The organism is Bacillus sp. NMTD17 (assembly GCF_002998735.1).
Classification (GTDB): Bacteria; Bacillota; Bacilli; order Bacillales; family Bacillaceae; genus Bacillus.
The window spans coordinates 716,875-741,638 of the sequence record NZ_PVRH01000001.1 but is presented as its reverse complement, the minus strand read 5'-3'; the positions used below and the strand labels follow the sequence as shown (position 1 = coordinate 741,638).

General features: G+C 40.2%; 23 protein-coding genes and 1 pseudogene. 6 read left to right on the top strand and 18 right to left on the bottom strand.

Annotation, left to right across the window (positions count from 1 at the left end; translation table 11 throughout):
- Positions 1-47: 47 nt before the first annotated feature.
- The 4 genes from C6347_RS03765 to C6347_RS03750 form a co-directional block, all read right to left on the bottom strand.
- Positions 48-659 carry a trimeric intracellular cation channel family protein gene (locus tag C6347_RS03765; protein WP_003212961.1) on the bottom strand — a complete coding sequence of 204 codons (612 nt, stop codon included), beginning with the start codon at positions 657-659 and terminating at the stop codon, positions 48-50.
- A gap of 146 nt (positions 660-805) precedes the next feature.
- A complete protein-coding gene (locus C6347_RS03760) occupies positions 806-1,219 on the bottom strand; it encodes a disulfide oxidoreductase (RefSeq protein WP_060597297.1) in 414 nt (137 codons plus the stop codon).
- Complete coding sequence (locus C6347_RS03755) at positions 1,216-1,902, bottom strand: DsbA family protein (protein WP_060597713.1); 687 nt, start codon at positions 1,900-1,902, stop codon at positions 1,216-1,218. Before C6347_RS03755 ends, C6347_RS03760 begins: the two co-directional genes overlap by 4 nt.
- A gap of 142 nt (positions 1,903-2,044) precedes the next feature.
- Complete coding sequence (locus tag C6347_RS03750) at positions 2,045-4,144, bottom strand: heavy metal translocating P-type ATPase (RefSeq protein WP_066031734.1); 2,100 nt, start codon at positions 4,142-4,144, stop codon at positions 2,045-2,047.
- A 427-nt stretch (positions 4,145-4,571) separates the two neighbouring features.
- On the opposite strand from C6347_RS03750, the gene C6347_RS03745 reads away from it, so the two are divergent.
- Genes C6347_RS03745 through C6347_RS03735 form a run of 3 tightly spaced genes read left to right on the top strand, consistent with a single transcriptional unit; the run spans position 4,572 to position 7,139 of the window.
- Positions 4,572-5,315 (top strand): metal ABC transporter ATP-binding protein, encoded by a 744-nt coding sequence (locus C6347_RS03745; RefSeq protein WP_060597298.1) that lies wholly within the window; start codon positions 4,572-4,574, stop codon positions 5,313-5,315.
- A complete protein-coding gene (locus C6347_RS03740; RefSeq protein WP_066030413.1) occupies positions 5,315-6,187 on the top strand; it encodes a metal ABC transporter permease in 873 nt (290 codons plus the stop codon). The genes C6347_RS03745 and C6347_RS03740 overlap by 1 nt, the downstream gene beginning before the upstream one ends.
- A 13-nt stretch (positions 6,188-6,200) precedes the next feature.
- Complete coding sequence (locus tag C6347_RS03735; protein WP_066030412.1) at positions 6,201-7,139, top strand: metal ABC transporter substrate-binding protein; 939 nt, start codon at positions 6,201-6,203, stop codon at positions 7,137-7,139.
- 37 nt (positions 7,140-7,176) lie between these two features.
- Here the strand turns inward: C6347_RS03735 and C6347_RS03730 are convergent, their stop codons facing one another.
- Positions 7,177-7,725 (bottom strand): hypothetical protein, encoded by a 549-nt coding sequence (locus C6347_RS03730; protein ID WP_060597300.1) that lies wholly within the window; start codon positions 7,723-7,725, stop codon positions 7,177-7,179.
- 89 nt (positions 7,726-7,814) lie between these two features.
- Here C6347_RS03730 and C6347_RS03725 point away from each other — a divergent pair, with 89 nt between their 5' ends.
- Positions 7,815-8,423: a TetR/AcrR family transcriptional regulator gene (locus tag C6347_RS03725; RefSeq protein WP_060597301.1), complete on the top strand. Its 609-nt coding sequence runs from the start codon at positions 7,815-7,817 to the stop codon at positions 8,421-8,423.
- A gap of 16 nt (positions 8,424-8,439) precedes the next feature.
- On the opposite strand, the gene C6347_RS03720 is transcribed toward C6347_RS03725, so the two are convergent.
- From C6347_RS03720 to C6347_RS03660, 12 genes and pseudogenes are all read right to left on the bottom strand, one after another.
- On the bottom strand, positions 8,440-9,372 hold the full coding sequence (locus C6347_RS03720; protein WP_066030411.1) for a response regulator: 933 nt from the start codon (positions 9,370-9,372) through the stop codon (positions 8,440-8,442).
- Positions 9,369-10,685 carry a sensor histidine kinase gene (locus C6347_RS03715; RefSeq protein ID WP_060597303.1) on the bottom strand — a complete coding sequence of 439 codons (1,317 nt, stop codon included), beginning with the start codon at positions 10,683-10,685 and terminating at the stop codon, positions 9,369-9,371. Before C6347_RS03715 ends, C6347_RS03720 begins: the two co-directional genes overlap by 4 nt.
- A gap of 116 nt (positions 10,686-10,801) precedes the next feature.
- Positions 10,802-12,247, bottom strand: a complete 1,446-nt coding sequence (gene aspA / locus C6347_RS03710; protein WP_060597304.1) for an aspartate ammonia-lyase — start codon at positions 12,245-12,247, stop codon at positions 10,802-10,804.
- A gap of 16 nt (positions 12,248-12,263) precedes the next feature.
- Positions 12,264-13,541, bottom strand: a complete 1,278-nt coding sequence (locus C6347_RS03705) for a cation:dicarboxylate symporter family transporter (RefSeq protein WP_003213370.1) — start codon at positions 13,539-13,541, stop codon at positions 12,264-12,266.
- Between the two features lie 175 nt (positions 13,542-13,716).
- Positions 13,717-13,851: a hypothetical protein gene (locus C6347_RS03700; protein ID WP_258182048.1), complete on the bottom strand. Its 135-nt coding sequence runs from the start codon at positions 13,849-13,851 to the stop codon at positions 13,717-13,719.
- The gene (locus tag C6347_RS03695; protein WP_060597305.1) at positions 13,848-16,283 is read right to left on the bottom strand and encodes a heavy metal translocating P-type ATPase; all 2,436 of its coding nucleotides are present in this window, start codon (positions 16,281-16,283) and stop codon (positions 13,848-13,850) included. The genes C6347_RS03700 and C6347_RS03695 overlap by 4 nt, the downstream gene beginning before the upstream one ends.
- An 81-nt stretch (positions 16,284-16,364) precedes the next feature.
- Positions 16,365-16,571: a copper chaperone CopZ gene (gene copZ / locus C6347_RS03690; protein ID WP_024423475.1), complete on the bottom strand. Its 207-nt coding sequence runs from the start codon at positions 16,569-16,571 to the stop codon at positions 16,365-16,367.
- Between the two features lie 74 nt (positions 16,572-16,645).
- Entirely contained in the window at positions 16,646-16,951 is a 306-nt protein-coding gene (locus C6347_RS03685; protein ID WP_060597306.1) for a metal-sensing transcriptional repressor, read from the bottom strand.
- A 106-nt stretch (positions 16,952-17,057) separates the two neighbouring features.
- Positions 17,058-17,501: pseudogene (locus tag C6347_RS03680) on the bottom strand (DUF6376 family protein).
- A 266-nt stretch (positions 17,502-17,767) separates the two neighbouring features.
- Positions 17,768-19,378 (bottom strand): histidine kinase N-terminal 7TM domain-containing diguanylate cyclase, encoded by a 1,611-nt coding sequence (locus C6347_RS03675; RefSeq protein ID WP_106071431.1) that lies wholly within the window; start codon positions 19,376-19,378, stop codon positions 17,768-17,770.
- A gap of 1,112 nt (positions 19,379-20,490) precedes the next feature.
- Positions 20,491-21,411: a terpene synthase family protein gene (locus tag C6347_RS03665; RefSeq protein WP_066030409.1), complete on the bottom strand. Its 921-nt coding sequence runs from the start codon at positions 21,409-21,411 to the stop codon at positions 20,491-20,493.
- A 254-nt stretch (positions 21,412-21,665) separates the two neighbouring features.
- Positions 21,666-21,845 (bottom strand): tryptophan RNA-binding attenuation protein, encoded by a 180-nt coding sequence (locus C6347_RS03660; RefSeq protein WP_080869546.1) that lies wholly within the window; start codon positions 21,843-21,845, stop codon positions 21,666-21,668.
- A gap of 742 nt (positions 21,846-22,587) precedes the next feature.
- Between C6347_RS03660 and C6347_RS03655 the strand changes: the two genes are divergently transcribed.
- Both C6347_RS03655 and C6347_RS03650 read left to right on the top strand, forming a co-directional pair.
- Entirely contained in the window at positions 22,588-23,523 is a 936-nt protein-coding gene (locus C6347_RS03655) for a hypothetical protein (protein ID WP_106071430.1), read from the top strand.
- Between the two features lie 68 nt (positions 23,524-23,591).
- On the top strand, positions 23,592-23,780 hold the full coding sequence (locus C6347_RS03650) for a hypothetical protein (protein ID WP_025094097.1): 189 nt from the start codon (positions 23,592-23,594) through the stop codon (positions 23,778-23,780).
- Between the two features lie 640 nt (positions 23,781-24,420).
- On the opposite strand, the gene C6347_RS19175 is transcribed toward C6347_RS03650, so the two are convergent.
- Positions 24,421-24,591 carry a hypothetical protein gene (locus tag C6347_RS19175; protein ID WP_181185434.1) on the bottom strand — a complete coding sequence of 57 codons (171 nt, stop codon included), beginning with the start codon at positions 24,589-24,591 and terminating at the stop codon, positions 24,421-24,423.
- Positions 24,592-24,764 lie beyond the last annotated feature (173 nt).

Here is a 24,764-nt window from a genome sequence, read left to right as displayed (position 1 = left end):
GCTCGTATCAAACACAAAAAAAAGAGCGAAACCGCTCTTTTCTCGTTTTACCCTTTATTTAGAAAATAAGACCTAGCGGGAAGCCGCCATTTGAATAGGTAGGAACAAACCCTGCATACGACAAGGATGAGAAACAGCAAATACAAAGCAATCTCTCCTTGTGCTAAACCGAGTCCTACGAGTAAGCCGCCAAGTGCTGCCCAAACTGCGTAAATCTCCGCTTTTAGCACAAGCGGCTTTCGCCCTGCCAATAAATCACGCACTATTCCGCCTCCACTTCCAGTCAAAATGGCTGCCACAATGACCGCACTGAGCGGAAGCTCTCTTTGCACAGCAAATAATGCACCTTGAATCGCAAACGCTGCTAAACCAATCGCATCCGAGAAATTCCCCCATGTGCTCCAGTGCTTGAGCAAAAGCTTTGGAAAAAGAAACACAATCGTAATGGATACAAGAGCAATGGTAAACATTTTGCCCTGTGACCATAAAGCAGACACCGGAAGACCGATTAATAGATTTCGAATCGCTCCACCGCCAAATGCTGTCACAATCCCTAAAATGTACACACCAAGAATATCGTACTCTTCCTCCATTGCTACTATCGCACCACTAATGGCGAATGCGATAATACCAATGATACTTAAGACTTCCCATGCCATTTTCCGCTTATCTCCTTACATGATCTGATCATCTAACACTACTCCCTTAATGTATATCTGACATAAGCGAAAAGCAATACAAATTTTCTTTAAATTTTATCTTTTTGCAAAAATAAAAAATAGCCCGCTTAAAAGCAGGCTATCTCTCAATCTTCTTTTGCATTTAACAGCAGCATACTGAGGATGATCAGAATAAATGCAATAAGTGCTAACAGCGGAATGGTAATAAAACCAAACCAGTTCAGATAATCAACGGAACAAGGAATGCCGCTTAAGCAAGGACGAATCGACGCAAAGCCCGGGATCTTTTGTTCCATATAATGATAGATGGAAAAGCCAGCACCGATCACAGCCAAAGGCAGTACGTAATACTTCACTTTGACATCGCCCCGGAACGTAGCAATTCCAAGTAAGAGCACGAGCGGGTACATGAAAATGCGCTGAAACCAGCACATATCGCATGGGATAAACTTCTTTATTTCACTTAAATACAGGCTGCTCATCGTCGCAACGATAGAGACAATCCAAGCACTGTATAAGTAAATGAGCTTATTCTTCATGATTTTTTCCCTTTGAGCTCTTGATCAATTAATTCTTTGATTTCATCATAGTCATAAAAGTTTTGAACTTGTTTATTGTTAATCAAAATCGTTGGTGTTGAATTCACTTTATATTTGTTCACAAGCTGATCGTCTGTGTTCAGCTGCGGCTGATACGTTTTCTTTGATAAGTTATCTTTGAGTTTGTCCGTATCAATTTTTGTTGTCTTTTTCGCTAGTTCAGTCAGCTTAGCAGGCGTAACCCATTCCGCTTCACTATCTGGCTGTGCTTGATAGACAGCTTCATGGAATGCCCAGAAGTTTTTTGGATCTTCTTTCCACACTTCTTCAGAAGCTAGTGCTGCTAACACTGCGCCATCTCCATGAACAGGCAGTGGTAAATTAATAAATGAAAAGGATACATCGCCTTTATCTATGTAGTCTGCTTTCAGCTTTGGGAAAATGTCTGTTTCAAATGATTTACATGACGGACATTTGTAGTCCCCAAACTCAACGACTTGCACCGCTGCGTTTTTGTCCCCTATGACAGGCTGTCCTTTAATCGAAGGCTTACTGTCAACTGTTTGTGCTTCTTGGCTGTTCTTGTTCCCAATCACAACAAATAGACCGATGAGAAGAGCTGCGATGATGGTTAAAATGACAGCAAATTTAATGGATGAAGATTGATTATTTTTCTTACTCACATAAGCACCTACCTTATCTTTTTCATTCCTTAAAAAAGAAAAAGGATAATAGCTTAGAAAAATGCCATTATCCAACTTCTTCTATTTTAACAAGAGGGGGTCGATTATGAAAGATGGTATTCATGAAATTTTCCTTACAATTTTATTTCATGACCCTCATCGCATTTAAAACAGCGAGTACGGTGACACCGACATCCGAGAAGACGGCTTCCCACATGGTCGCAATACCGAATGCACCGAGTAATAGGAAAATGCCTTTGACACCAAGGGCAAATGCGATATTCTGCCATACAATCCTTCTTGTTCGTTTCGCGACAGCGATGGCTTCTGCTACCTTTGATGGCTGGTCCGTCATGATGACGATATCAGCCGCTTCGACAGCTGCATCTGATCCAAGCCCGCCCATTGCAATTCCTATGTCTGCTCTTGCTAATACAGGTGTATCATTAATGCCGTCCCCAACAAATAACAGTTTTTCTTGAGGCGCTTTTTTCTGATCAATTTCTTCTAATTTCGTTACTTTATCCTGCGGCAATAATTCTGCATGTACTTCGTCGATACCAATTTGCTTGGCGACCGCAGTTCCGACTTGCTTAGCATCACCAGTGAGCATGACGGTTTGAATACCAGACGCTTTTAGAGCAGAAACGGCCTCGATTGCATCATCCTTCAATTCATCTGCAATCAAGATCGATCCGGCAAACTCACCGTTAATCGCCATGTACACAACGGTTCCGCTTCTTTTTTCTTTTTCATACGCAATGCCTTCTCGCTCCATCAAGCGATGATTTCCCGCTAAGACATGGGAACCGCTGATGGTCGCTTTAATTCCATGTCCCGCGATATCCTCATATGCTTCAATCTGGCTTTCATCAAGCGGCGAGCTGTATGCCGCTTTAATCGATTCTGCAATAGGGTGTGAGGAATGGGCTTCTGCCAGTGCTGCAAAAGAAAGCAGCTCCTCTTCTGACCACTTGTCACTGGTTGTGACGATATTGGTCACCGTAAAGTTTCCTTTTGTGAGTGTGCCCGTCTTATCAAATACAGCATATCTCACAGAATTCAATGCTTCTAGATAGTTACTGCCTTTCACAAGGATGCCTCGTTTAGAAGCTGCCCCAATTCCCCCGAAAAATCCTAATGGAATGGACACAACAAGAGCACAAGGACAAGAGATCACGAGAAAGACAAGTGCCCGGTACACCCAGTCAGACAATTGTGCCGATGGAATGAAAAGCGGCGGCATAAAGGCAAGCAATAAGGCAAGCAAGACGACAGCCGGTGTATAATATTTTGCAAACTTTGTGATGAAATTTTCTGTCTGTGCTTTTCGGCTGCTCGCATTCTCAACCAAATCTAAAATCTTCGTCACTGCCGATTCACTTAGCTCTTTTTGCACTTCAATTTCAAGTATACCGTTTTGATTCACAAACCCTGCAAGAACTTCTTTTCCCGCTTCTACATCCCGCGGCACCGACTCCCCTGTTAATGCGGATGTATCAACAAGTGAGAAGCCTTCAATAACGAGCCCATCCAGCGGAATTTTTTCACCAGGCTTCACGACAATACGGTCACCGGCTTTTACTTCTTCTGGATTCACTTTTTTCGTTTCATTTCCGACTTTTAGATTCGCGTATTCTGGACGTATATTCATTAATTCACTAATTGATCGTCTTGAACGGTTCACTGCCGCCCCTTGGAAGAGCTCTCCAATTTGGTAAAAGAGCATGACAGCAAGCGCTTCTGGATATTGCTGAATGACAAAAGCACCAACCGTTGCAATCGTCATTAAGAAGTTCTCATCAAAGACTTGACCTCGCACAATATTTTTCAGCGCTTTAAAAACCACATCACCGCCGACTAGTAAATATGCTGCGAAGAACATAATGAACTTTAATACACCATCTTCAGGTATAAAGAAAGCTGCTGTTCCAATGACTGCACCGCCAATTAATTTCAGCACAATCGTTTTTAAATTTTTCGTCCCGTGATCATGATCGTGATGATGACCATCTTCTTTCGGTGATACACTCACATGAGGTTCAATGGACTGAACAGTTTTTTCAATTCGCTTTGACATCGTTTCTTGCTTATCTGCATGCGTCACAGTCAAGGTGCCTGTCGCAAAGTTAACAGAGCAAGCTTCCACTCCATCCATTTTGCTGACACCTGTTTCTATTTTACGTGCACAGTTGCCGCAATCAAGACCGCTTAATACGTATTCATCCTTCATCTTTTTCATGTTCTCACCTTTTTCTATATAAGTAGCCTTCCCTGATTCAATCAAACCTATCAGCTGCTGTGGATATTATATATGAGCACATATTCATATATTGAATTATCTTTATTATATGAGGAGTTCTGATCAGCTGTCAATCATTTATAAGCAAATGTTTGGTTTTTTTATGCCCAATCCTGCCACATGGATTTTCAATAATCCAAGCTCATGTCCCCCGCTCCCCGCATAACATAAAAACGATAGTTTGACCTCTGACAGAAAAAGTGCAGCTTTTCTCTTTACAAAAGAAGGACATACACTTAGAATGAAATAAAAGTTTCCCTAAGGAAACAAATTAGCATTAGAGAATCATTTCATCCTTTAGTCAAAACTATTTAATGTATGCATATATCTTTAGGAAGTGCAATGATGATTGAAAGGGGCCGCAGACATGCCAAATGCTTTAACAATCGACCGTCTTCATGTCTCATATCACGGGCAGGATGCATTAGAGAACATCTCTCTTTCCATACAGGAAGGAACGATGACAGGAATCATAGGTCCAAATGGTGCCGGTAAATCGACTTTACTCAAGGCATGTTTGGATTTAATTGAAAAAGACCAAGGGGATATTCGCTTTTTTGAACAGCCCTTTAAACAAGTCAGAAAACAGATCGCCTATGTACCACAGAGAAATGATCTAGACTGGACGTTTCCTATTCATGTGCTGGATACCGTGCTACTTGGAACATATCCGAAGCTTGGCCTGATGAAACGTCCGAAAAAAGAAGACCGGGCATATGCGTACCACTGTTTAGAAAAGGTCGGCATGCAGGACTTTGCCAAAAGACAGATTGGTGAGTTATCCGGCGGTCAGCAGCAGCGTGTCTTCCTTGCAAGAGCACTTGCGCAAAACGCACAGCTCTTCTGTTTGGATGAACCGTTTGTTGGGATTGATATGGCCAGTGAAGAAACGATGGTTCGCATTTTGCAAGAATTACGGGATGAAGGAAAAACCATTTTGGTTGTCCATCATGATTTAAGTAAAGCCGATGATTACTTCAGTCATCTCGTTCTGTTAAATAAAAAACTCATCAAAGCTGGACCTGTACACGACATCCTTCGCCCAGAGGTCATGCTGGAGGCATATGAAACGCAGCTACCATTCTTAAAATCAGCAGGAGGAGACGTGTAATGGAATTTTTAACCGGACTCTTTGAATATGCGTTTTTACAAAAAGCGTTATTTACATCCGTGATGGTAGGCATTATTTGCGGGGTCATTGGCTGCTTTATCATTTTACGGGGCATGGCATTGATGGGAGACGCCATATCGCATGCTGTGCTGCCAGGTGTCGCCATCTCTTATATGCTGGGAATTAACTTTTTCTTCGGGGCCGTCTTAACTGGCGTATTAACAGCGATTGGGATCGGATATGTGAGTCAAAACAGCCGAATTAAAAATGACTCTGCGATTGGCATTGTCTTCACCGCTTTTTTCTCAATCGGGATCATTTTGATCACATTTTTGAAAAGTTCCAGTGATTTATATCATATCTTGTTTGGAAACGTTCTAGCTGTTCGATCATCTGATATGTGGATTACACTTGGCATCGGCATTTTTATCCTGCTGGCTGTCATCGTTTTCTACAAAGAACTGCTCATTAGTTCATTTGATCCGGTCATTTCTTCGGTTTACGGTTTACCGAATCGAATGATCCATTATTTTCTCATGACGCTGTTGACCCTTGTGACCGTTGCTTCACTGCAAACTGTTGGGATTATTCTTGTTGTTGCCATGCTTATTACGCCGGCAGCCACTGCGTATCTCTTAACAGACCGGCTATGGATCATGATCTATTTATCTGCTTTTTTCGGGGCAGTTTCTGCCGTCGTCGGACTTGGGCTTAGTTTTACGTATAACTTGTCGTCTGGCGCTTCTATCGTGCTGGTCGCGACCATTTTATTCGGGAGTGCCTTTATCCTTTCACCAAAGCAAGGAATTCTATGGAGATCATTAAAATCTAAACGAAAACGAACGCAGCTAAAAAAGGAAGCGTCTATGTAAAAGGAGGACATATATGAAGAAGGTATTTGCAATCCGTTTGACCGCAGTATTCATTGCCCTTATGGTCATCACAGGCTGTTCTACTAAACAAAATAATTCCGGCAAAGATGACGGCACATTAAAAGTCGTCACGACCTACTCCATTCTTTATGACATTGTGAAGGAAGTAGGCGGAGAGCATGTCTCTATTCACAGCATTGTTCCCATTGGTACAGACCCACATGAATTTGACCCACTGCCAAAGGATGTTCAGCATACAACGGATGCAGACCTTGTTCTATATAATGGTTTAAACCTTGAAACAGGGAACGGCTGGTTTCAAAAGCTGCTCGAATCGAGTGGCAAGGACGGGGATGATGCACCTGTAGCCGAATTAAGTAAAGGCGTCAAAGTAAAACATTTATCTTCAAAAGGCCTCGAAAGCCAGCAGGACCCCCATGCTTGGCTGAATGTCGAAAATGGGGTTCTGTATGCTCAAAATGCCCGGGATGCGCTTATTGAAGCGGACCCTGAGCATCAAGAGGATTACGAAAAAAATACAGAAGCCTATATCAAAAAGCTTCAAGCGCTTCACGATGAAGCAAAAGACAAGTTTGATCAGCTGCCAAAAGACAAAAAGCTCCTTGTGACAAGTGAGGGAGCCTTCAAGTATTTTGCAGATGCCTATGGACTGAAAGCAGGCTACATTTGGGAGATCAACACAGAAAGTGAAGGAACACCTGGACAAATGAAGCGCATCATTCATTTTGTCAAAGATCATCAAGTTCCTGCGCTCTTTCTTGAAACAAGTGTCGATCAACGCAGCCTTGAAAGCTTATCTGAGGAAACCGGGGTTCCGATTAAAGGAAAAGTATTCACTGACTCCATTGGAAAGAAAGGTGAAGATGGGGACAGCTACTATAAGATGATGAAATGGAATATTGACACCATTTACAAAGGGCTTTCATCATAAGAAAAGACAGGCAGAGTGATTTCGCCTGTCTTTTTTATTAGCTGGCTATATTTTGCGGGTGTTTTTTCGGCCAGATCACATAGCTGATGCTAATGACGAAATCAATGGCTAAGACCATTCCCCATACTCTCGCTAGCTGCATCAGTGCTTCCGTTCGTTCTGGTGCTTGGATGAGAAAAGATAACCCAAATAGCAGACCAGCTCCGATGACATAAGAGACGAAATGCCGCGTCCAGCTGACCATTTCATACACTGACCGTTCCTTCCCGTACTTAGGTCTTCCCTTCGGCTTAGGGCCTCCTGCAAATCGATAAGCAAACCGAGCATCTGCCCATTTCACCATTTGATGTCCAAAGGCGAGACTCACCCCAATATAAACAGCCGCAAGCCCGTGGATGACACTCGCCACAGCCCCTTGCCTTAAATCCATATAAGTAGCCGCAAGAAGGATTAGATCCAAAATCGGCGTACAGACCAGAAAGAAGGCGCCCCACTTTTTCTGTCTAAATACATAGCGCAGTGTTAAACCCACCAGAATAAACAGCCAAAAACCAATTTCACATGCCACAATCAATAACCCGACCAATTTTCACCACATCCTTTTTAACACAATTGTATTAAATAAAAAATAACACAACTGTGTTAAAAAAACAATAGCTGTGCTAAAATCAATGTATGCCAAAAATCGTCGATCACCATAAACAAAAACAAAAAGTCGCTCAAGCTGCCATGAGAGTGATTAAACAGGATGGATTGGAAAACGCTTCTGTACGAAAAGTAGCGGTAGAAGCTGGTATTTCAGCGGGCTCTATGCGTCATTATTTTTCCACACAGCAAGAGTTATTTCTTTTCTCTATGACATTGATTCAGGAAAGAGTCAAAGAGCGTATTACAGGACTTCAGCTTAACGGTTCAACGGAAGAAAATGTCCTCGCGTTATTGGAACAGGTTCTTCCACTTGATGAAGAACGAAGATTTGAAATGGAGGTGTGGCAGGCTTTTACAGTCAAGTCGCTGACTGAACCAGATTTACAGCCGCTCAATGCAAAGATGTATGACGAGCTTCTCCAAATGACCCAATATTGTTTAATGAAATTAAAAGAGGATGGGCTTTTGCTTGATCATATCGATCTTTTAGTCGAAACTGAGCGGCTTTATGCGGTCATCAACGGGCTTGCATTGAATGGAATCTTGCAGCCTCATCGTTTACCGCCTGAGCTCTTACGCTCCGTGCTGCAGATGCATCTGCAATCGATCACCAAAAAAGACATGTCTCCCTCATGAGGGAGCATGTCTTTTTTTAATCTTCCATAAAAATACGTTTTGCTTCGTAGTAGAGCACCTGCACAAATTTCTTCACATTGATACGAGTATGTTCTTCTCTACCGCTCGTCTCTTTTGTTAATTCACTCATTTTCTTTCGCACGATGGTGAAATCAAAGAATTTAGATGCATAATTTTCAAAGGTCGGATGAGAAAAATCAGTTAACCCAAGTGATGCGATGTGTTTCAAAGATTGGTTGATCGCACGTCTTACCCGCTGTTCCGCTGCCTTCGCTTCTCTTGCAATGTCTGCTGATGTGTACGGCTCATTTAATTTATCCTCCGTGATTCCGGTAAAAATGATCTTTAACGAAGGAAAGGAATCGTGATGATCGGTATGCAGCGCTACATACTGATCTGTGAAGAGAATCATATCTAATAAATCTTTAGACCCCTTCTCACCGACAATCCCAAGCTCCGCCAGCAAGAACTGACCTGCCTCTGCAAGACTTTTCCCCCGCTGCTTCGTTTTCGTCTGACCGCGCTGCTGAAACTGCATGACGGATTTGAGTGAGTGCTGAATGTTTTCAATTGAATGCTCTAAATGAAGACGTTCAATCATGAGATGGAGCACGCTTAAGACCTCTACACGATTGATTGGCTTTGTCACATAATACTCAACACCAAGCGTATACGCCTGGCCGATTAATTCCTTTGTTTCTACCTGCGACAGCATTAAGTATTTCCCATGAAACTCATCCTTAATGGCTCGAATCGTTTCAAGACCGTCTCTTTCCGGCATCAATAAATCAATACATAAGATATCAATGTGCAAATCATTTAAGTAGCTTGCCGTTAACTCTGCGCCATCCTCTGCTTCCCCTGCGACAATGCCAAGCTCTTCATCTTCAATGAGCTGAGCCAGTGAAGAACGCACGGCTTCATCATCATCAACAATAAAAAATCTCATCTCCCAATCCCCTCTTTTCTACTGACTTGATCCACTGGTATCGTTAACGTGAAAATCGTTTGTTTATTTGGGATACTCTTCATCTCAACACTTCCGCCAAGTTTCTCCGCTGTATCCTTCACATAGGAAAGCCCGATACCGCTTGATGGATTCCCAGCCTGGTCGTATTTTAAAGTAAAACCGGGTTTAAAAATCACATGATGATTACGCTCTTTAATGCCAGGCCCGTTGTCACTGATTTGAAAGATCACCTGGTTCTCTTTCTGTGAAATAGAGAGTGACACCTCTCCATCCACTGGAATGGCTTCGACAGCATTGGAAACGATATTATTTAACAAAGATAGAATGGTATACACGTGATAGGCGGGATGCTGCCCATCTTCATCATAATGAAAGACAATGTTTTTTTTAAGAGATTCTGCGTAATTTTCATGGATACGAATCACAAGCCCAGCAATATGGGCAGGACTTGCATAAGCCTGGAAATTTTCTTCATGAATCAGCTTTGATAATGCAGAAAAAATCCGCTGGTTATCCTTTTTGATCTCATGTACCTCTCCTGCAATTTGCAGGGCTGTTTTTCCGAGCTTTTTCAAATCCAATGATTCTGTATCCTTTGCGTGGTGCAGGGATTGATACAATTGATAGGATGTCGCTGTAATGTGCTCAGCATGTGCAAGTGTTTTATGAAAATATGTAGATTCCGTGTAAAGGTTAGACAGAAGCATCAGCAGATGTTCCTTTTCCTTTTTCATTTGACGCTCTCTCGCCTGCTCTTCATATAATCGAATCATTGTATAACAAGCCAACACGAAAAAGCTTCTGAAAATCGCCAAAACAAAAAGTTGAAACAGCGTCCGCATCGTTAAAATTTCATCGATGGTGCCACGAAGTGCAATCATCTCAACAACGCTCGCACACAGTTCCATGATGATGCCTGTCGCACCAATCAGCCAAGGCTGATCGCGGAAACGTCTGACCTGTAATAAATAAAAGAGCGTGCCATAGACGACATAATAAAGCAGGGAAGGAAATCTTAATGAAACCGCCTCTTCCAGCGGAAGATGACCTGTGACGGCTGTATCAAGAAGCACGCGAAACGCAAAAACAGATACCCCTGCAATAATACCGCTTGCCCATGCCGGGAATTTTTTCATTTGAAGCAGGATAAAGAAAAAGACAACGGTTCCAAAGCTGACCCGAAAGCTGTCCTCAAATGGATAAAATTTAAACTCTCCGCCAATCGGTGTCAGTACAATGAGCATCACAATTAAATAAGGCTCTGTATTCAGCCATTTTTTTAGTAGATTCAAACGCAGTCACATCCCTAATAATTGACGATAGTATACTATGTGAGCTTGAGAAAAACAAACATCCATGAAAAAGCGCACACCGGAACTTTGTCGGTGTGCGCTTCTCATGATGCCGCTTAATCTTCTAAACGATCCTTTTCTAAAAGTGATGCGCCAGCAATACCTGGTTTGGTCATTTCAAAAGGATTCAAGATGACGTCAAGCTCTTCCTCTGTTAACACATCATTTTGCAGACAAAGCTCACGTACAGATGCGCCTGTAAGAATCGCTTCTCTTGCAATTCGTGCAGCAGCTTCATAACCAATATGCGGATTCACCGCTGTCATGACACCAGCACTTCTTTCTACATATTCTTTTAATCTTGTTTCATCTGCTTTTAGATCACGCAAGCAGTTGTCCACGAAGGATTCGAATACATTTTTCATCATGCTGAGAGATTGCAGTAAGTTGAATATTAAAACTGGTTCCATGACGTTCAGTTCAAGCTGACCAGCCTCTGATGCAAGACAGATCGTGTGGTCATTTCCGATCACTTGGAATGCCACTTGGTTCATGACCTCAGGCATTACTGGGTTAACTTTCCCTGGCATGATAGATGAACCTGGCTGTCTCGGCGGCAGGTGAAGCTCACCAAAGCCTGCTCTTGGACCTGATGCCATCAAGCGAATATCATTCGCCATTTTGGACATATTCATCATACATACTTTCAGTGCAGCTGATACTTCTGTATAAGCATCCGTATTTTGCGTGGCATCGACTAAGTCTTCAGCTCCAACTAACGGTAATCCGCTAATGTCAGATAGATAGCCAACCACCTGGCGAATATATTTAGGATCAGCATTCAATCCAGTTCCGACTGCTGTTGCTCCCATATTGACTTCATATAAATGCTGTCTAGACTGCTTGATACGTTTAATATCACGTGCAAGAACCTTTGCATAAGCACTAAACTCCTGACCAAGTCTGATTGGAACAGCGTCCTGAAGATGCGTACGTCCCATTTTGATCACATGATCGAATTCCTGCGCTTTTTCCGTCATGACTTGATGCATGTTTTCCATCGTATAAAGTAGTTTTTCAATCATATTCAATGTTGAAATATGAATCGCTGTTGGGAAAACGTCGTTTGTTGACTGCGACATGTTCACATGCGTGTTTGGACTTAGCTCAGTATAAGCGCCTTTTTCCTTTCCTAGTAGTTCAAGCGCTCTATTTGCAATGACTTCATTGGCATTCATATTCATTGAAGTGCCAGCCCCGCCTTGAATTGGATCGACAATAAATTGGTTGTTCCATTTTCCTTCAATAACCTCATCTGCGGCTTGAACAATTTTTTCTCCAAGACCAGAATATAGTCGCTTTGTATCCATATTTGCAAGTGCGGCTGCCTTTTTGACAATCCCTAATGCTTTGATGAGTTCCTCATGAACATGGTAGCCAGTAATTGGAAAGTTCTCTACTGCACGTAATGTTTGAATTCCATAATACGCTTGAGTGTCTACTTCCTTTTCACCTAGAAAGTCTCGTTCGATTCGAACTTGCTTGTCCTGTAGCTTCGTCATTTGAAAAGATCTCCTTTTACGCTGCTTTTGTTTGTTGTTTTAATTCCTCAATATACTTCTTCGATTTCTCTTGATCAAAAACTTTTTCCCACTTAGACATGACAATGGCTGCAAGTGAGTTACCAAATACGTTAACAGTTGTACGAACCATGTCAAGTATACGGTCGATCCCAACGATGAAGGCAAGTCCTTCAAGCGGCAGTCCCATTGCACCAAGTGTTGTGATGACAACAACGATTGATGCACCTGGTACACCAGCCATTCCTTTAGATGTCAGCATCAAGATTAATAGTAACGTAATTTGCTCATAGATGGAAAGCGGCATGCCGTACATTTGTGCAACAAATATGGCGGCAATGGATTGATAGATGGCACTTCCATCTAGGTTAAAGGTGTAGCCTGTTGGGATAACGAACGACGTGATCGCTTTCGGGCAGCCGAACTTCTCCATTTTATCCATAAGTCTAGGCAGTACAGCTTCTGAACTTGCTGTTGAGAATGCAAGAATGATTTCTTCTTTTAGCACTCTAAATAGTGTAAAGACGCTTGTTCCAGCTAATTTTGCGATAATGCCAAGTACGACAATGACGAAGAATGCCATTGTACCGTAAACGACAAGTACCAGTTTACCTAGCGGGAGAAGCGCTCCGACCCCGAATTTGATCACCGTCACACTGATGAGCGCGAATACACCAAATGGTGCAAACTTCATCACTTTATTGGTCACCCAGAACATGGCTTCGAGTATACCCTCAAAGAATCCTAATACTGGTTTCCCTTTGTCTCCTACTGCGGCAATTCCTAATCCGAATAAGACTGTAAAGAAGATCGTTGGTAATAGATCACCTTCTGCAATGGATTGGAAAACGTTTGTTGGCACTAGATGCACAATGGTTTCAGAGAAACTCGCTTTTTCGGAAGAAGCTTTCGATGTCTCTTCATATTTAGAGATATCGCCTTTTTCCATGTTGCTCATGTCAATTCCTGTACCAGGATGGAAGACGTTTGCTGCAAGCAGTCCCACTGCTAATGCAATCGTTGTCACAATTTCGAAGTAAAGAATCGTTTTTCCGCCTAGTCTTCCGATGGTTTTCATATCCCCTACACCAGCTACTGCTACAATCAACGCAGCAATAACAATTGGAAGAACGATCATTTTAATTAAATGGATGAATATATCGCCAATCGGCGTTAACACATTAATAACGGTTTCATTTTGATAAAACAGCGCTCCCACGATAACACCCAGAACAAGTGCAATGAGTATTTGAGAAGCTAACCCTAACTTTTTCATACGTGAACCCCCTTTTTTTGATAACGCTTTCTTTGTTGCTTAATCGCATCTTAACGATGAACCTACAAAAAACGACAAAAAGGAACAAAAAGAAGTGAATTTTTTATGAAAAATCTTTTAAAAGGTGGGTTTTTCCACAAAATTGTTAAAAAAAGACTTCGCTTTTGGCGAAGTCTTAATGATGTTGCATTTGTTCACTTGGCGGTTCTTGCTTTGGATAAAATTCATCATACATAGCATATCCAATAAGAACAAGAGCAACATAGAACAATGCACTAATCGTCCAAATCCATTTGACATTCAGCTTCATTGTGCCACTCCCTCTCTAACCGGTTTCAAACGCTGCAACCTGAGCGCGTTCAATACAACCGACACGGAGCTAAAGGCCATTGCTGCTCCTGCAAGCCATGGCGCAAGAAGTCCAAAAGCAGCTATCGGTATCCCAATGCAGTTATAAGCAAGCGCCCAAAATAGATTTTGCTTGATGTTTCTCATTGTTTTTTTACTAAATTCAAGCGCATCTGCAATGGCATGGAGGTCTCCTGTCATGAGCGTGATATCTGCTGCTTCCATGGCGACATCTGTCCCTGTTCCAACTGCCATCCCAATTTTCGCTGTCGCAAGAGCCGGGGCATCATTGATGCCATCTCCGACCATGGCGACTTTCTTTCCTTGTTCCTGAAGCGCCGCAATGTGAGCAGCCTTTTCCTCAGGCAGGACTTCAGCAATGACATGATCAATGCCCGCCTGTTTCGCAATCGCCTCTGCTGTCAGCTTGTTATCACCTGTCATCATCACAACGTGAATCCCTTGCTCTTTCAGACGCTTGATAGCTTGAGGTGAGGATGATTTGATCGTATCTGCGACCGCGACTATGCCGGCGACTTCTCCATCAATCGCGACAAGCATAGCCGTTTTCCCTTGCTGCTCCAGTAACGTTACAGACGCTTCGACTTGATCATATGGGATATGATGTTTTTGTAATAGCTTACGCGTTCCAATCAAAAGCTTGCGTCCTGCGGCTTTTGCTTCAATTCCATGGCCTGGGTCTGCTTGGAACGCTTCGACCTCGACCGCTTCAAGACCTTGTTCCTTCATTCCGTCTGTGATCGCTCTGGCAAGCGGGTGTTCCGACTGCTGTTCTGCTGATCCTGCTAGCTGTAGCAGCGCAGCTTCTGTCCAATTGGCATATGCCAACACATCTGTCAGACTCGGCTCCCCTTTTGTCACAGTCCCTGTTTTATCTAAAACAACCGTGTCGAGTGATTGGGTCACTTCTAAATGCTCCCCGCCTTTAAATAAAATGCCTGATTCAGCTGCACGGCCGCTGCCAGCCATTATAGAGGTTGGTGTGGCAAGACCAAGCGCACACGGACATGCGATGACGATGACTGCGATAAACGTTTCAAGGGCTGACGTCACATTTCCTGGTTCAATAAAGAAAAACCATATCAGGAAGGTGAGCACAGCAATTCCTACAACGATGGGAACGAATATCCCTGATATTTGATCTGCCATCCTTTGAATCGGCGCTTTTGAGCCCTGTGCTTGTTCTACGACTCGGATAATCTGTGAAAGGGCGGTCTCTTTCCCGACTTTTGTCGCTTTCACTTTCATAAACCCATTTTTATTGATGGTTGCCCCGATAACCGCATCACCTGCAGTTTTATCAACAGGCAGACTTTCTCCCGTAATCATGGACTCGTCAATTGCGGTTGTTCCCTCCACGATCTCTCCATCTACCGGCACTTTTTCCCCCGGTTTGACAAACACAAGATCATTCACTTTTACTTCGGAAATTGGCACGGTCATCTCTTTTCCATCTCGCTCGATGACCGCTTCTTTCGCTTGTAGGCCCATCAGCTTTTGAATCGCTTCTGATGATCTCCCTTTTGCTCTTGCTTCCATTAATTTTCCGAGCACGATCAACGTAATAAGCACAGCACTTGTTTCATAATAGAGGGCTGCCTCATGTGTGCCTTGAACCGCTGACTGAATGCTTTCGTATAAACTATAGAAAAACGCAGCTGATGTCCCAAGTGCGACAAGAACATCCATGTTGGCACTTTTATTACGTAAAGCTTTATATGCTCCTACATAGAAGGGCCAGCCGACAATGAACTGAACCGGCGCTGCTAAAGCCAGCTGAACCCATGGATTCATGAACGCTTCTGGCAGCCAAATAAAAGACGTGAAGGAAAAATGGCTGACCATTGCCCAAAGAAGCGGCAGTGACAAGATCATTGAAAATAAAAAGCGTGCCGTCTGCTTCTCTATTGCTGCTTGGCGATGATCTTTCTTTCCTTCCTCTGCTTCATCTGCAGCTGGTTCAATTAAAGAATATCCAATGGACTGAACCGCATCCTTTATATCACTTGTAGACGTTTGGCCAGGATGATACGTGACCTGAAGGGTCTCAAGTGCAAAGTTCACAGATCCGTGATCAACACCGTCCATCCGGTTAATTTTTTTCTCGATTCGGTTGGCACACGCTGCACACGTCATTCCCTCTATATCAAATTCTGCTTGCTCCATCACCACATTGTAGCCAAGGGATTGAATTTTTTGCTTCAGATCATCTGGTGTTAGTTGTTCTGTTTCATACACAATATGAGATGTTTCCAGCGCCAAATTCACATTGGCATCATCCACACCTTCCAGCTTGTTCAAACCCTTTTCAATGCGTCCTGCACAGGCAGCACAGGTCATCCCCGTAATATGAAAATCAATTTCCTTTTTCATTCATCTCACCTCTTCATATACTCCATGGGGGTATCTTTTTTTGAAAAAAATACGCGCTGTCACATGCAGCACGTATATCATTTATACGACATCATATCCCTGTTCTTCAATCACATCAGAGATTCGGTGTAACGTGACTTGATCAGGATGAAAAGAAACCTCCACCTGTCCCTTGTCTAAATGGACTTTCACAGATTCAACACCTGCTAATTCTCCTACATTTCCCTCGACTGCTTTCACGCAATGTCCGCAAGACATGCCCTGCACTTGAAGTGTTGCTTGTTCCACTTCTCATCGCCTCCATCAATCATTTTCTACACCTTACTATACCCTAGTAGGGTATCAATGTAAACATATAAATGCTACGATTTTGTGAGCTTATGAAAGACGTTCATTAACTCTTCAATGGCTTCATCCCCATTGCCGCTCTTAATAGCATCCGCTACGCAGTGATGTGTATGCTTTTCCATCAAATGAAGACTGACTTTTTTCAAAGCTGCATTGACAGCGGAGATTTGATTGACAACATCTATACAGTAACGATCGTTTTCAATCATTTGCTGAATCCCGCGCACTTGTCCTTCCACTCGTTTCAACCGATTGATCAATTGATCTTTATCCTTCTCGGCTCTAGGCGAAGCCATATGTCTTTCTTCATGTTCTGTCATGTGATCACCTTTTTTCTAATATGACTTGTCTTTCCTTAAATTAAAGCATATCTCCACTGGAAAAGGCAAAGATATGCTGAATGCGCGTCTAAGAGCTGTGTTTGTCCTAGTTTGTTAATTGTTCAATATCCTGTAAAAGATTGACGGACTGCTGAAGCTGCTTGATCAACCCTTGCTGGTCCTCAAGCATAGCAGCAACGTCGATGTTGTCCGCTTTCAATTGCTGTAAATACGTTTGAATTTCCTCTGACAGCACCTTATTTTTTTCAATGATCTGCACATGCAGGTCTTCTGCTATTTTTGGTGCTGTCAGTTCATTAAATTCTTGAATGTCTGCCTTCAATGATTCAAGCTGCTGGGTTCATTCTGCTTTTTTGGCGGCGTTTTTTACAGCTTCTTCTGCGAGCTGTGGAAAGTCCTCCGTAAATTGCTGAATGTCCGTCACATACTCATTTGCCTCTGTGACATATGTCGTTGTATCACTTACTTGGTCAAGCAAACCGGAGCATCCACTTAATCCAAGCGTGCCCGAAAATAACAAAGAGATCACATATTTTTTCAAGATCGATCATCCTTTCATCTGCGGTATTGAAAACATCATTTGTCCCGCTCCCCCATCACACAGATGCAATAAGACCTTAAAAAAGCCAGACCTTTGCCTCATGTGTGATAGGCAAAGGTCTGGCTAACATGTTCATGCCGGAATGGCCGAGAAACAACGTGAGTTTCTGTAATGACGACCAAACCGTAAAAGCTACTCCCCTTTAGGAAACCGTTCAAATGTTATGTTTATCATATCGAATGTCAGGACAACAGTCAATGAGAAGCTGGCGGTAGATCATGCTCTTCATACAGCATATAGCCCGCTCCAGTTGACGCATAAATCCGGTTGCGCCCTTGGCGTTTTGACATATACAAGGCTTGGTCCGCTTCAAATAGAAGAGTTTCTAATACATTTGGATCATAAGCTGTATGAGCGATTCCAAAGCTCGCTGTCACTCGCACTTTTTCCTCATCAGTCTCAAAGAAACTCGTCTCAAACGAATGTCTCATTCGCTCCGCAATATGACATGCCTCTTCAAATGAATGATACGGCAGACAAATAGCAAACTCTTCTCCGCCATATCGTCCGAATAAATCGTCCATCTGTAAATGCTGCTGACAAATGGTGACAACATGACGCAGCGCCTCGTCTCCAATATGATGTCCATGCGTGTCATTGATTTGTTTAAAGAAATCAATATCAAACAGCAAGATCGCCGTATCCTGCGCATCCTCTTCCAAGATCATCTGCGTTCGTTCAATAAAAGAAGAACGATTGAAGATATTCGTCAACCCATCAATATACGCACGACGCTCCAGCTCTTCCTGCAGCAAACGCTGCTCTGTTACATCACTGATCACAATTTGCCTGCCCTCGATCTCTCCTCTTCTATTAAATAGGGACGATGCGGTCAAGTGATAATAGCTGGAATGATCTTTTTCCCTTTTCAACATTAAATCATATTGCGAATGATCCTGCGGAGAACGCAGCCACTGAATGAACGCGGTATCTTTGATGATCCCTGAGAAAATATCGTCAATTTTAAAGCCAATCCCCTTTTTATTAGAAAGTGCTGGAATGATCGATGCAGCAGCGGGGTTGTAATCTATGAGTGTCCGGTATCGATCTAAAATGAGAACCCCTTCAGACATATGCTCAAACACACGCTCCATTGCAATGGGAGAGAGCTTAAAGAGCTGGAACGACATAATCGCCCATAAGTAGAGTGCATTGGTTAAAAACATCACCACAGGGACCGGGTCAATATGAAGAGGCGTAACGCCTAATAAATAGATAAAAGATGTCGTGATTGGCAGTAACATTCCCACTAGCAAAATGAGGATCTGCTTTAAATATTCTTTTTTTGTGACACGTAAAAACCAAACCAGCATAAAAATAGCGAGCATCGAACAGCCAAATGTATAGACGCCATGAATGATATACCAATAGCCAATCGTAAAATCAGCCAATAAAAAACCGTCTACTGGATTCATCGTGATGCTACGATAAAAGAGTGAATGAAAAGAGTTGGTGAACACCATAATGGTAGTGAGAGTTGGAATCAGTAAGATGAGAAGCACGCGGCGCTTTGTGAAATATTGATGGAATCCCGTAAATTGCAGCACAATCATCAGACTGAATGGTGCGATGAACGGAAGACCTATGTATTGAAAACAAACCCAGAACATGATCTGTCCAGGTGTACTTGCCAATAATTCAAACGTGTGCCCAAAGATATAAATCGCAGTTGCTCCAGACATATACATAAACAATTGACAGCCAATATACCGGCGGCGGTTCGCATGAGCAATGATTGATAATATCACGGACAGAATGCCAGAAACACTCATGATCACAATAAAATGTAAAACAATCGAATCCATGTAAACGCCCCAATTTCAGTTATTTAGAACTAGTCTAATATTACTATATATGAGGAAGTCATAAATGGGAAGATGTGATTTTGATTTGGTTGGAGGTTTTTTGTACAGTTTCGGTCATTATCTGTTCGTGATCCCTTATATTTTCACTACTTTTTGCTTAATTTGAGGGAGAAGTATGTTGCGGTAGGTGAAATATCTGTACAATGTGGAAATCGGGGATCAATGACGAGGAGGCTTACAAGGTATATGACTTTTTTGATTATTATGGCGGGGCTATTTATGCTGATTCTCTTAGAGAAGCCATTTGAGAAGAGAAGTTCTGGGTTGATATTTTTGGTGAGTTATTTACTACTGATTGCAGTTTATGTGATTCAAACAACGTTTGTGGAACTCTTATCTAATCAGCTCTTACTCATCATTGCTATTATAGTTGTTTGTCCTTTGTTAATTCGATTTTTACAGTTGTTTCGGGGAACATAAGTTGACCAATACATTAAAAAAAGATGCTGGCTATCGGCATCTTTAAGTTTTCCGAGAAAATCTCGTCAGTCTTATTTTCTTCTTAATTCCATCCATTTTATAATAGAGAAATTTCTCGTTAAAGCAAGGTGTTGTTCTCATTTCCACTCTAGAAATCCTTCTCAACACAAAGCCGATTTTGTATTGCTAGATTATTCCGATTAATGGCTTGAAGAATAATCCCATTGAAAATGTCCTGGAAAATCGTTGTATCTTTAAATCGAGTAAGGCGATGCCAAATGATAAGGAACGGGGTCATTGATGCTCAAACCTAAAAACATCAATATTCTATGCTATGCCAATTGATCTAGTGGTAGAGGCCACGTTCTTTTAAACCGATTCACCCCAACTTAAAGAAATGCAAACAACATCAATAAATATCCACGACCCTGTTCCTTATCATGAAGCAATGGATCTAAAACGTTTTGATATATTAGTCGTACAAAACCTCCCTCATATTAAACATAATATAACCTCTTTTTATAAAGCGGAGCCACATATATAATGAGGGGTAATAGTCATCATAAATATACAGTATATATTTTTATTTAATAGCACTATAAGGGTAGCAATTATCATTTAAGAATAATAAATTAGAACCTTTTAGTCTTCATACTCCATTCATAATGTCCTCGAACACCATTCTCCAACCTAGATATGAATTTAATCATACCACTATCAAAAGGCTCATTACTGATAAAGACTTTATTTTTAAGTTCAATGAATGTATTAATTTCTATGTTTAACATTTCCTTTGCTCTATCTAAAGCTGTCTCTATTGAACAATTTTCTTGTTTTTGCAGAATGATAACCAAATTATGAATTTCATCATTCTCAAATTCTTTTTTAAAAGATAATAAATCATTTGTCCAATTTACTATTTTATTGATAGAGTTAATTAAATCTCTCAGTAAAATACTACGACTAGAAGCAGGAATAAAACTTCTCCCTCCTCTTTCTATTAGATCAAAACAGACAAAAACACTCCCACTATGCATCCTATGATTGACGTACTCTTCAAGAGTTGGTATGTACTTTTCTTTTTCATTTTTAATTTCCCATTTAATAGAATTAAAACAATTTTGAATACTTTGAATAATTCTTTTTTTCCATTCATCAGGCATTCCTATACTAAGACGTTTCCACCAATCATGCCACGCATATAAAAAAGTATCATCATCATAAAATGCTCTTTCATTAAGAATTTCAATTATCTTTTTAGAATATATATCATATAACTTTTGATTGTTCAAATTGTCGCTATAATCATCCAATATACAAAACAATAAAAGATAATCAGAAGACAATCTTACACTGTCGTAAGAGTCATAAGGTTGAGAACGTCCTGCCAAGTATGAAATTTTTTGTCTTTCATATCTTTTTATGTTTGAATCATTCATTAAATTATTAATTTTAGCCCAATTAACTGTGTCTTCATGTACTTTTTTAACATAAGGATTGATAGAACTTTCGAAACATTCTTCTATTTTCGGTATGTTTTTTACTTCTAACATTTCGTCCTCCTAAAAATTATTTTCTTTTTTATGTATTTACCCTGTTTAAATTTTCAAAAAACGCAGTTAATAATCTTGTTTTTCTGTCTAAAAAAAGATAAACAGAAAAATGCTTATCTTAACAGAATAATTAATAAAAAATACCATTTACCTGTTTCCGCAGGGTAAACTATAAAGAGACTTGAACAATATTCCATTATTAAACAAACAGTTGGTTTAACTTTGTTCTTGTCTTTGTACAGAATCTCTTTGAATTAATTGCGTATATGCTTCTTCATAAAATGAAGTAATGTTTGGCCTAAAGCAGTTAGGATAACACCTTTCCCATCACATTTTGGGCATATTTTTTCTTCGTTCTTAATAGAAATATGACTTGTTCCATTACAATTAGGACAAACATGCTCTAAATCGTCTGTTGATATAATGACTGACATCTCTTTCACCTCAACTTATAGAATAATGATGTTTCTTGGCTAAACCTTAAATCTAATAAGATCCATAAACATACATTTTTTAAATAAAATTTCTATTTGGCAATAAAGATATCATATTATAACATAATTAAAGTGCTCAATGTTTGAGTGACAAATTAATCTATTAAGGAGGCTTTAAGAGAGCTGCATCGTGCAAACCATTAATTGAGCGACCAACATAAAGCCCTGAACAATTAAGGAATCTCAATACACCACAATGATTAAGGATGTTTTTAGCGAAGTAATTAAATATTTATCATTTTTTGCTCCTCTATAAACTGCACCATTAGATTCTGCTCCGACATACGCTTCACAAAGTCTGTCAAATCAAGTGATGGATCTATTAAAGGGCATAAAAAAAGACGCTCAAAAAATAGCGCCTTTTAAAAATAATGATAGAGTTTTGGAACTTCTAAAATGATGCCAAACCCGTATCAAGGGCTTTCAAACCCTTGATACCCGACTGCATTCTAAAAGTTTTGATGGAGACGGTGGGAGTCTATTAGATTGGTTTGGTATGTTTGTAATATTCATTAGATACGTTGACTATTCAATGTTTTGTTCATTATTAGCTGAGAAGAATAAAACAATATTTTTAAACTTTTGATGCCAACATGATGCCAAAAAACCCTCTACTTTTAAACATTATCCTCTTTTCTTATGATAAACTAATATGGGAATTATTTGATATGGAGGGTTAATATTGAATCATCTTAAAACTTTTTTCTTCTTATTAATATGTAGTCCCTTATTAATATCTGCCTGCGGTAAAACAGAAACGATATCCACAGAAGACACTACTAAAAAAGAAGAGAGCTTAAAAGCTAGAGAAAAAATAAACGTAAAGATCACCTTGGATAAAAAAATTAAAGACAATAAAAAGATTCTCATTAGCGGAAAAAGCAATTTGCCAAAAGATACAGAAATAGATATTTACTTAGAGCCACCAAATTCTGCTCATTACGATCAACGTGTAACGGTTAAAGATGGTGGTTTGTTTGAATATGAATTTTCTAATGAAGAAGGGGAGGAGTTTGAAGGCGGGAATTATACTGTTTATGTAGAAACCGCACCCGATCATCATCAAACTGATGCTGTTAGAGAGATTTTTGGAGAAAATGGAGCTAACCTTGTAGGTTCTACTGTAAGCGATGATTATATTGATCATAGAGCTACTGCTGAAATTAATTTTAAAATTAAGAACTCCTTAAAAGTTAAACAAAAAAGTAAGAAAAATAACGCTGCAGAAGTTACTAAAAAGAAGGATGAAGAACTGTCTACTTTGAAAAGTGAAGCGGAATATGAAATTGAATCTATTGTAGAGGATAATTACAAGACTGCCTCAATTGAAAAGATCGAAATTAATCAAGATATGAGTACTGACCAAGATAACAAACTAATCGCTCTTGTTTACCTGTCGTTTGATTTTAAAAATTCTGCTCAAACTTCTTATAATATGGTGGAAATGTTTAGTGATGATTTAGCTTCAAAAATTGGAACTGACAATAATACGATTAACCAAATCGCTGTATTTTGGAAAGTTCCTTATATAGATGAAGATGAAACATTAGCTAAATTCTCATACGAACGTTCAGGAGAACATATGATAATCACTGATAAAGTATCTTCTTTAAGGTAACCCTTCGACTTGAAGGGTTTTTTATTTACGTTTATAATCGAACGTACATTCTATTCAGGGGGTGCTTTATGACTGATCTTGAAAGAAAGTTATATCGAATCATCTATAATATGAGCCGATTTCGCAAGAATCCTGCAATGAATGATCTTAAAAGGAAGACAGGCATGGATGAGGTATCTATAAGAAAAGCAGTTAAAAACCTAATGTCTCGAAAAGAGCTTGAATGGGATAAGGAGAAAAAAGAATGGCGATTTTAGTATCTCCAAAGACACCAATACTTTTTAAAATTGAACTTGGTTTCAAACAATTGTGAGTTTTGAAACGCTCCTCTAAATAATAGAATTTTTTAAATAAAAAATGGCAAATAAGGAATTTTAATGTCTATTAAGTTGAATAAACAATTGACTTCACCTATAATTTGCTATTTATACAGGGAAAATAACATTATAAAAAAACCATATTTTTATAAAGTTAACAAATACCTATTGACATATACAATCAATAAATATATTATTTTACTTGTACAGGGTACGAGTTGGATTTGCTATGGCAAAGTTTAATTGCGTACAAGATGACGAGAACCACATGAATCGTTTAACAACAAAATATTTATGTTAAACGTACTCTGTCACACAACCACGTTGATTATTAGTTAATATTAGAGGTTAGATTTAAAAAAAGACTAGGTGGGGGCCTAGTCTTTTTTGTTTGAAAAATATAAGTTTTTGGGTATATAAAGTTTAAAGCTGCAGTATAATATAAGTGAGTTAGTTCTCCCGGTTAGCTGAGCGCCAATTGGAAACACAATACACAAACAAAAAATTGGGGGTTGCCTATGTATCCGGTATTCGAACATTACTCACTTGTTCTTACATTTTAATTTGTTTCCATGGCAGGTTAAAAAAGACTGTGAAAATACGGGATGACTGATATTCCCACCCACCCGTAAAGCCAACTCAAAGTTTTGAGTCCAACTACAACACGGTAAACCCACTTACCGATTGTTTTCATTCGTTCAATTTTTGCCTGTCCATTCTCTTGAGATGTTTCTTGGTTTTTCTGCTTCATTCCACCACTCCTATTAGTTAATTTTAGAGTGGCGCCCGCTTAGTGTTATCCAACATATGTATTATATCAGAAATATTGTATATTGCTATATTTATCTTGCAATAAAGGTAACATTTTCTTTTTTAAAAATTGTTATAGACAAATATATATATAGAAATGTTTTACGCATCTTT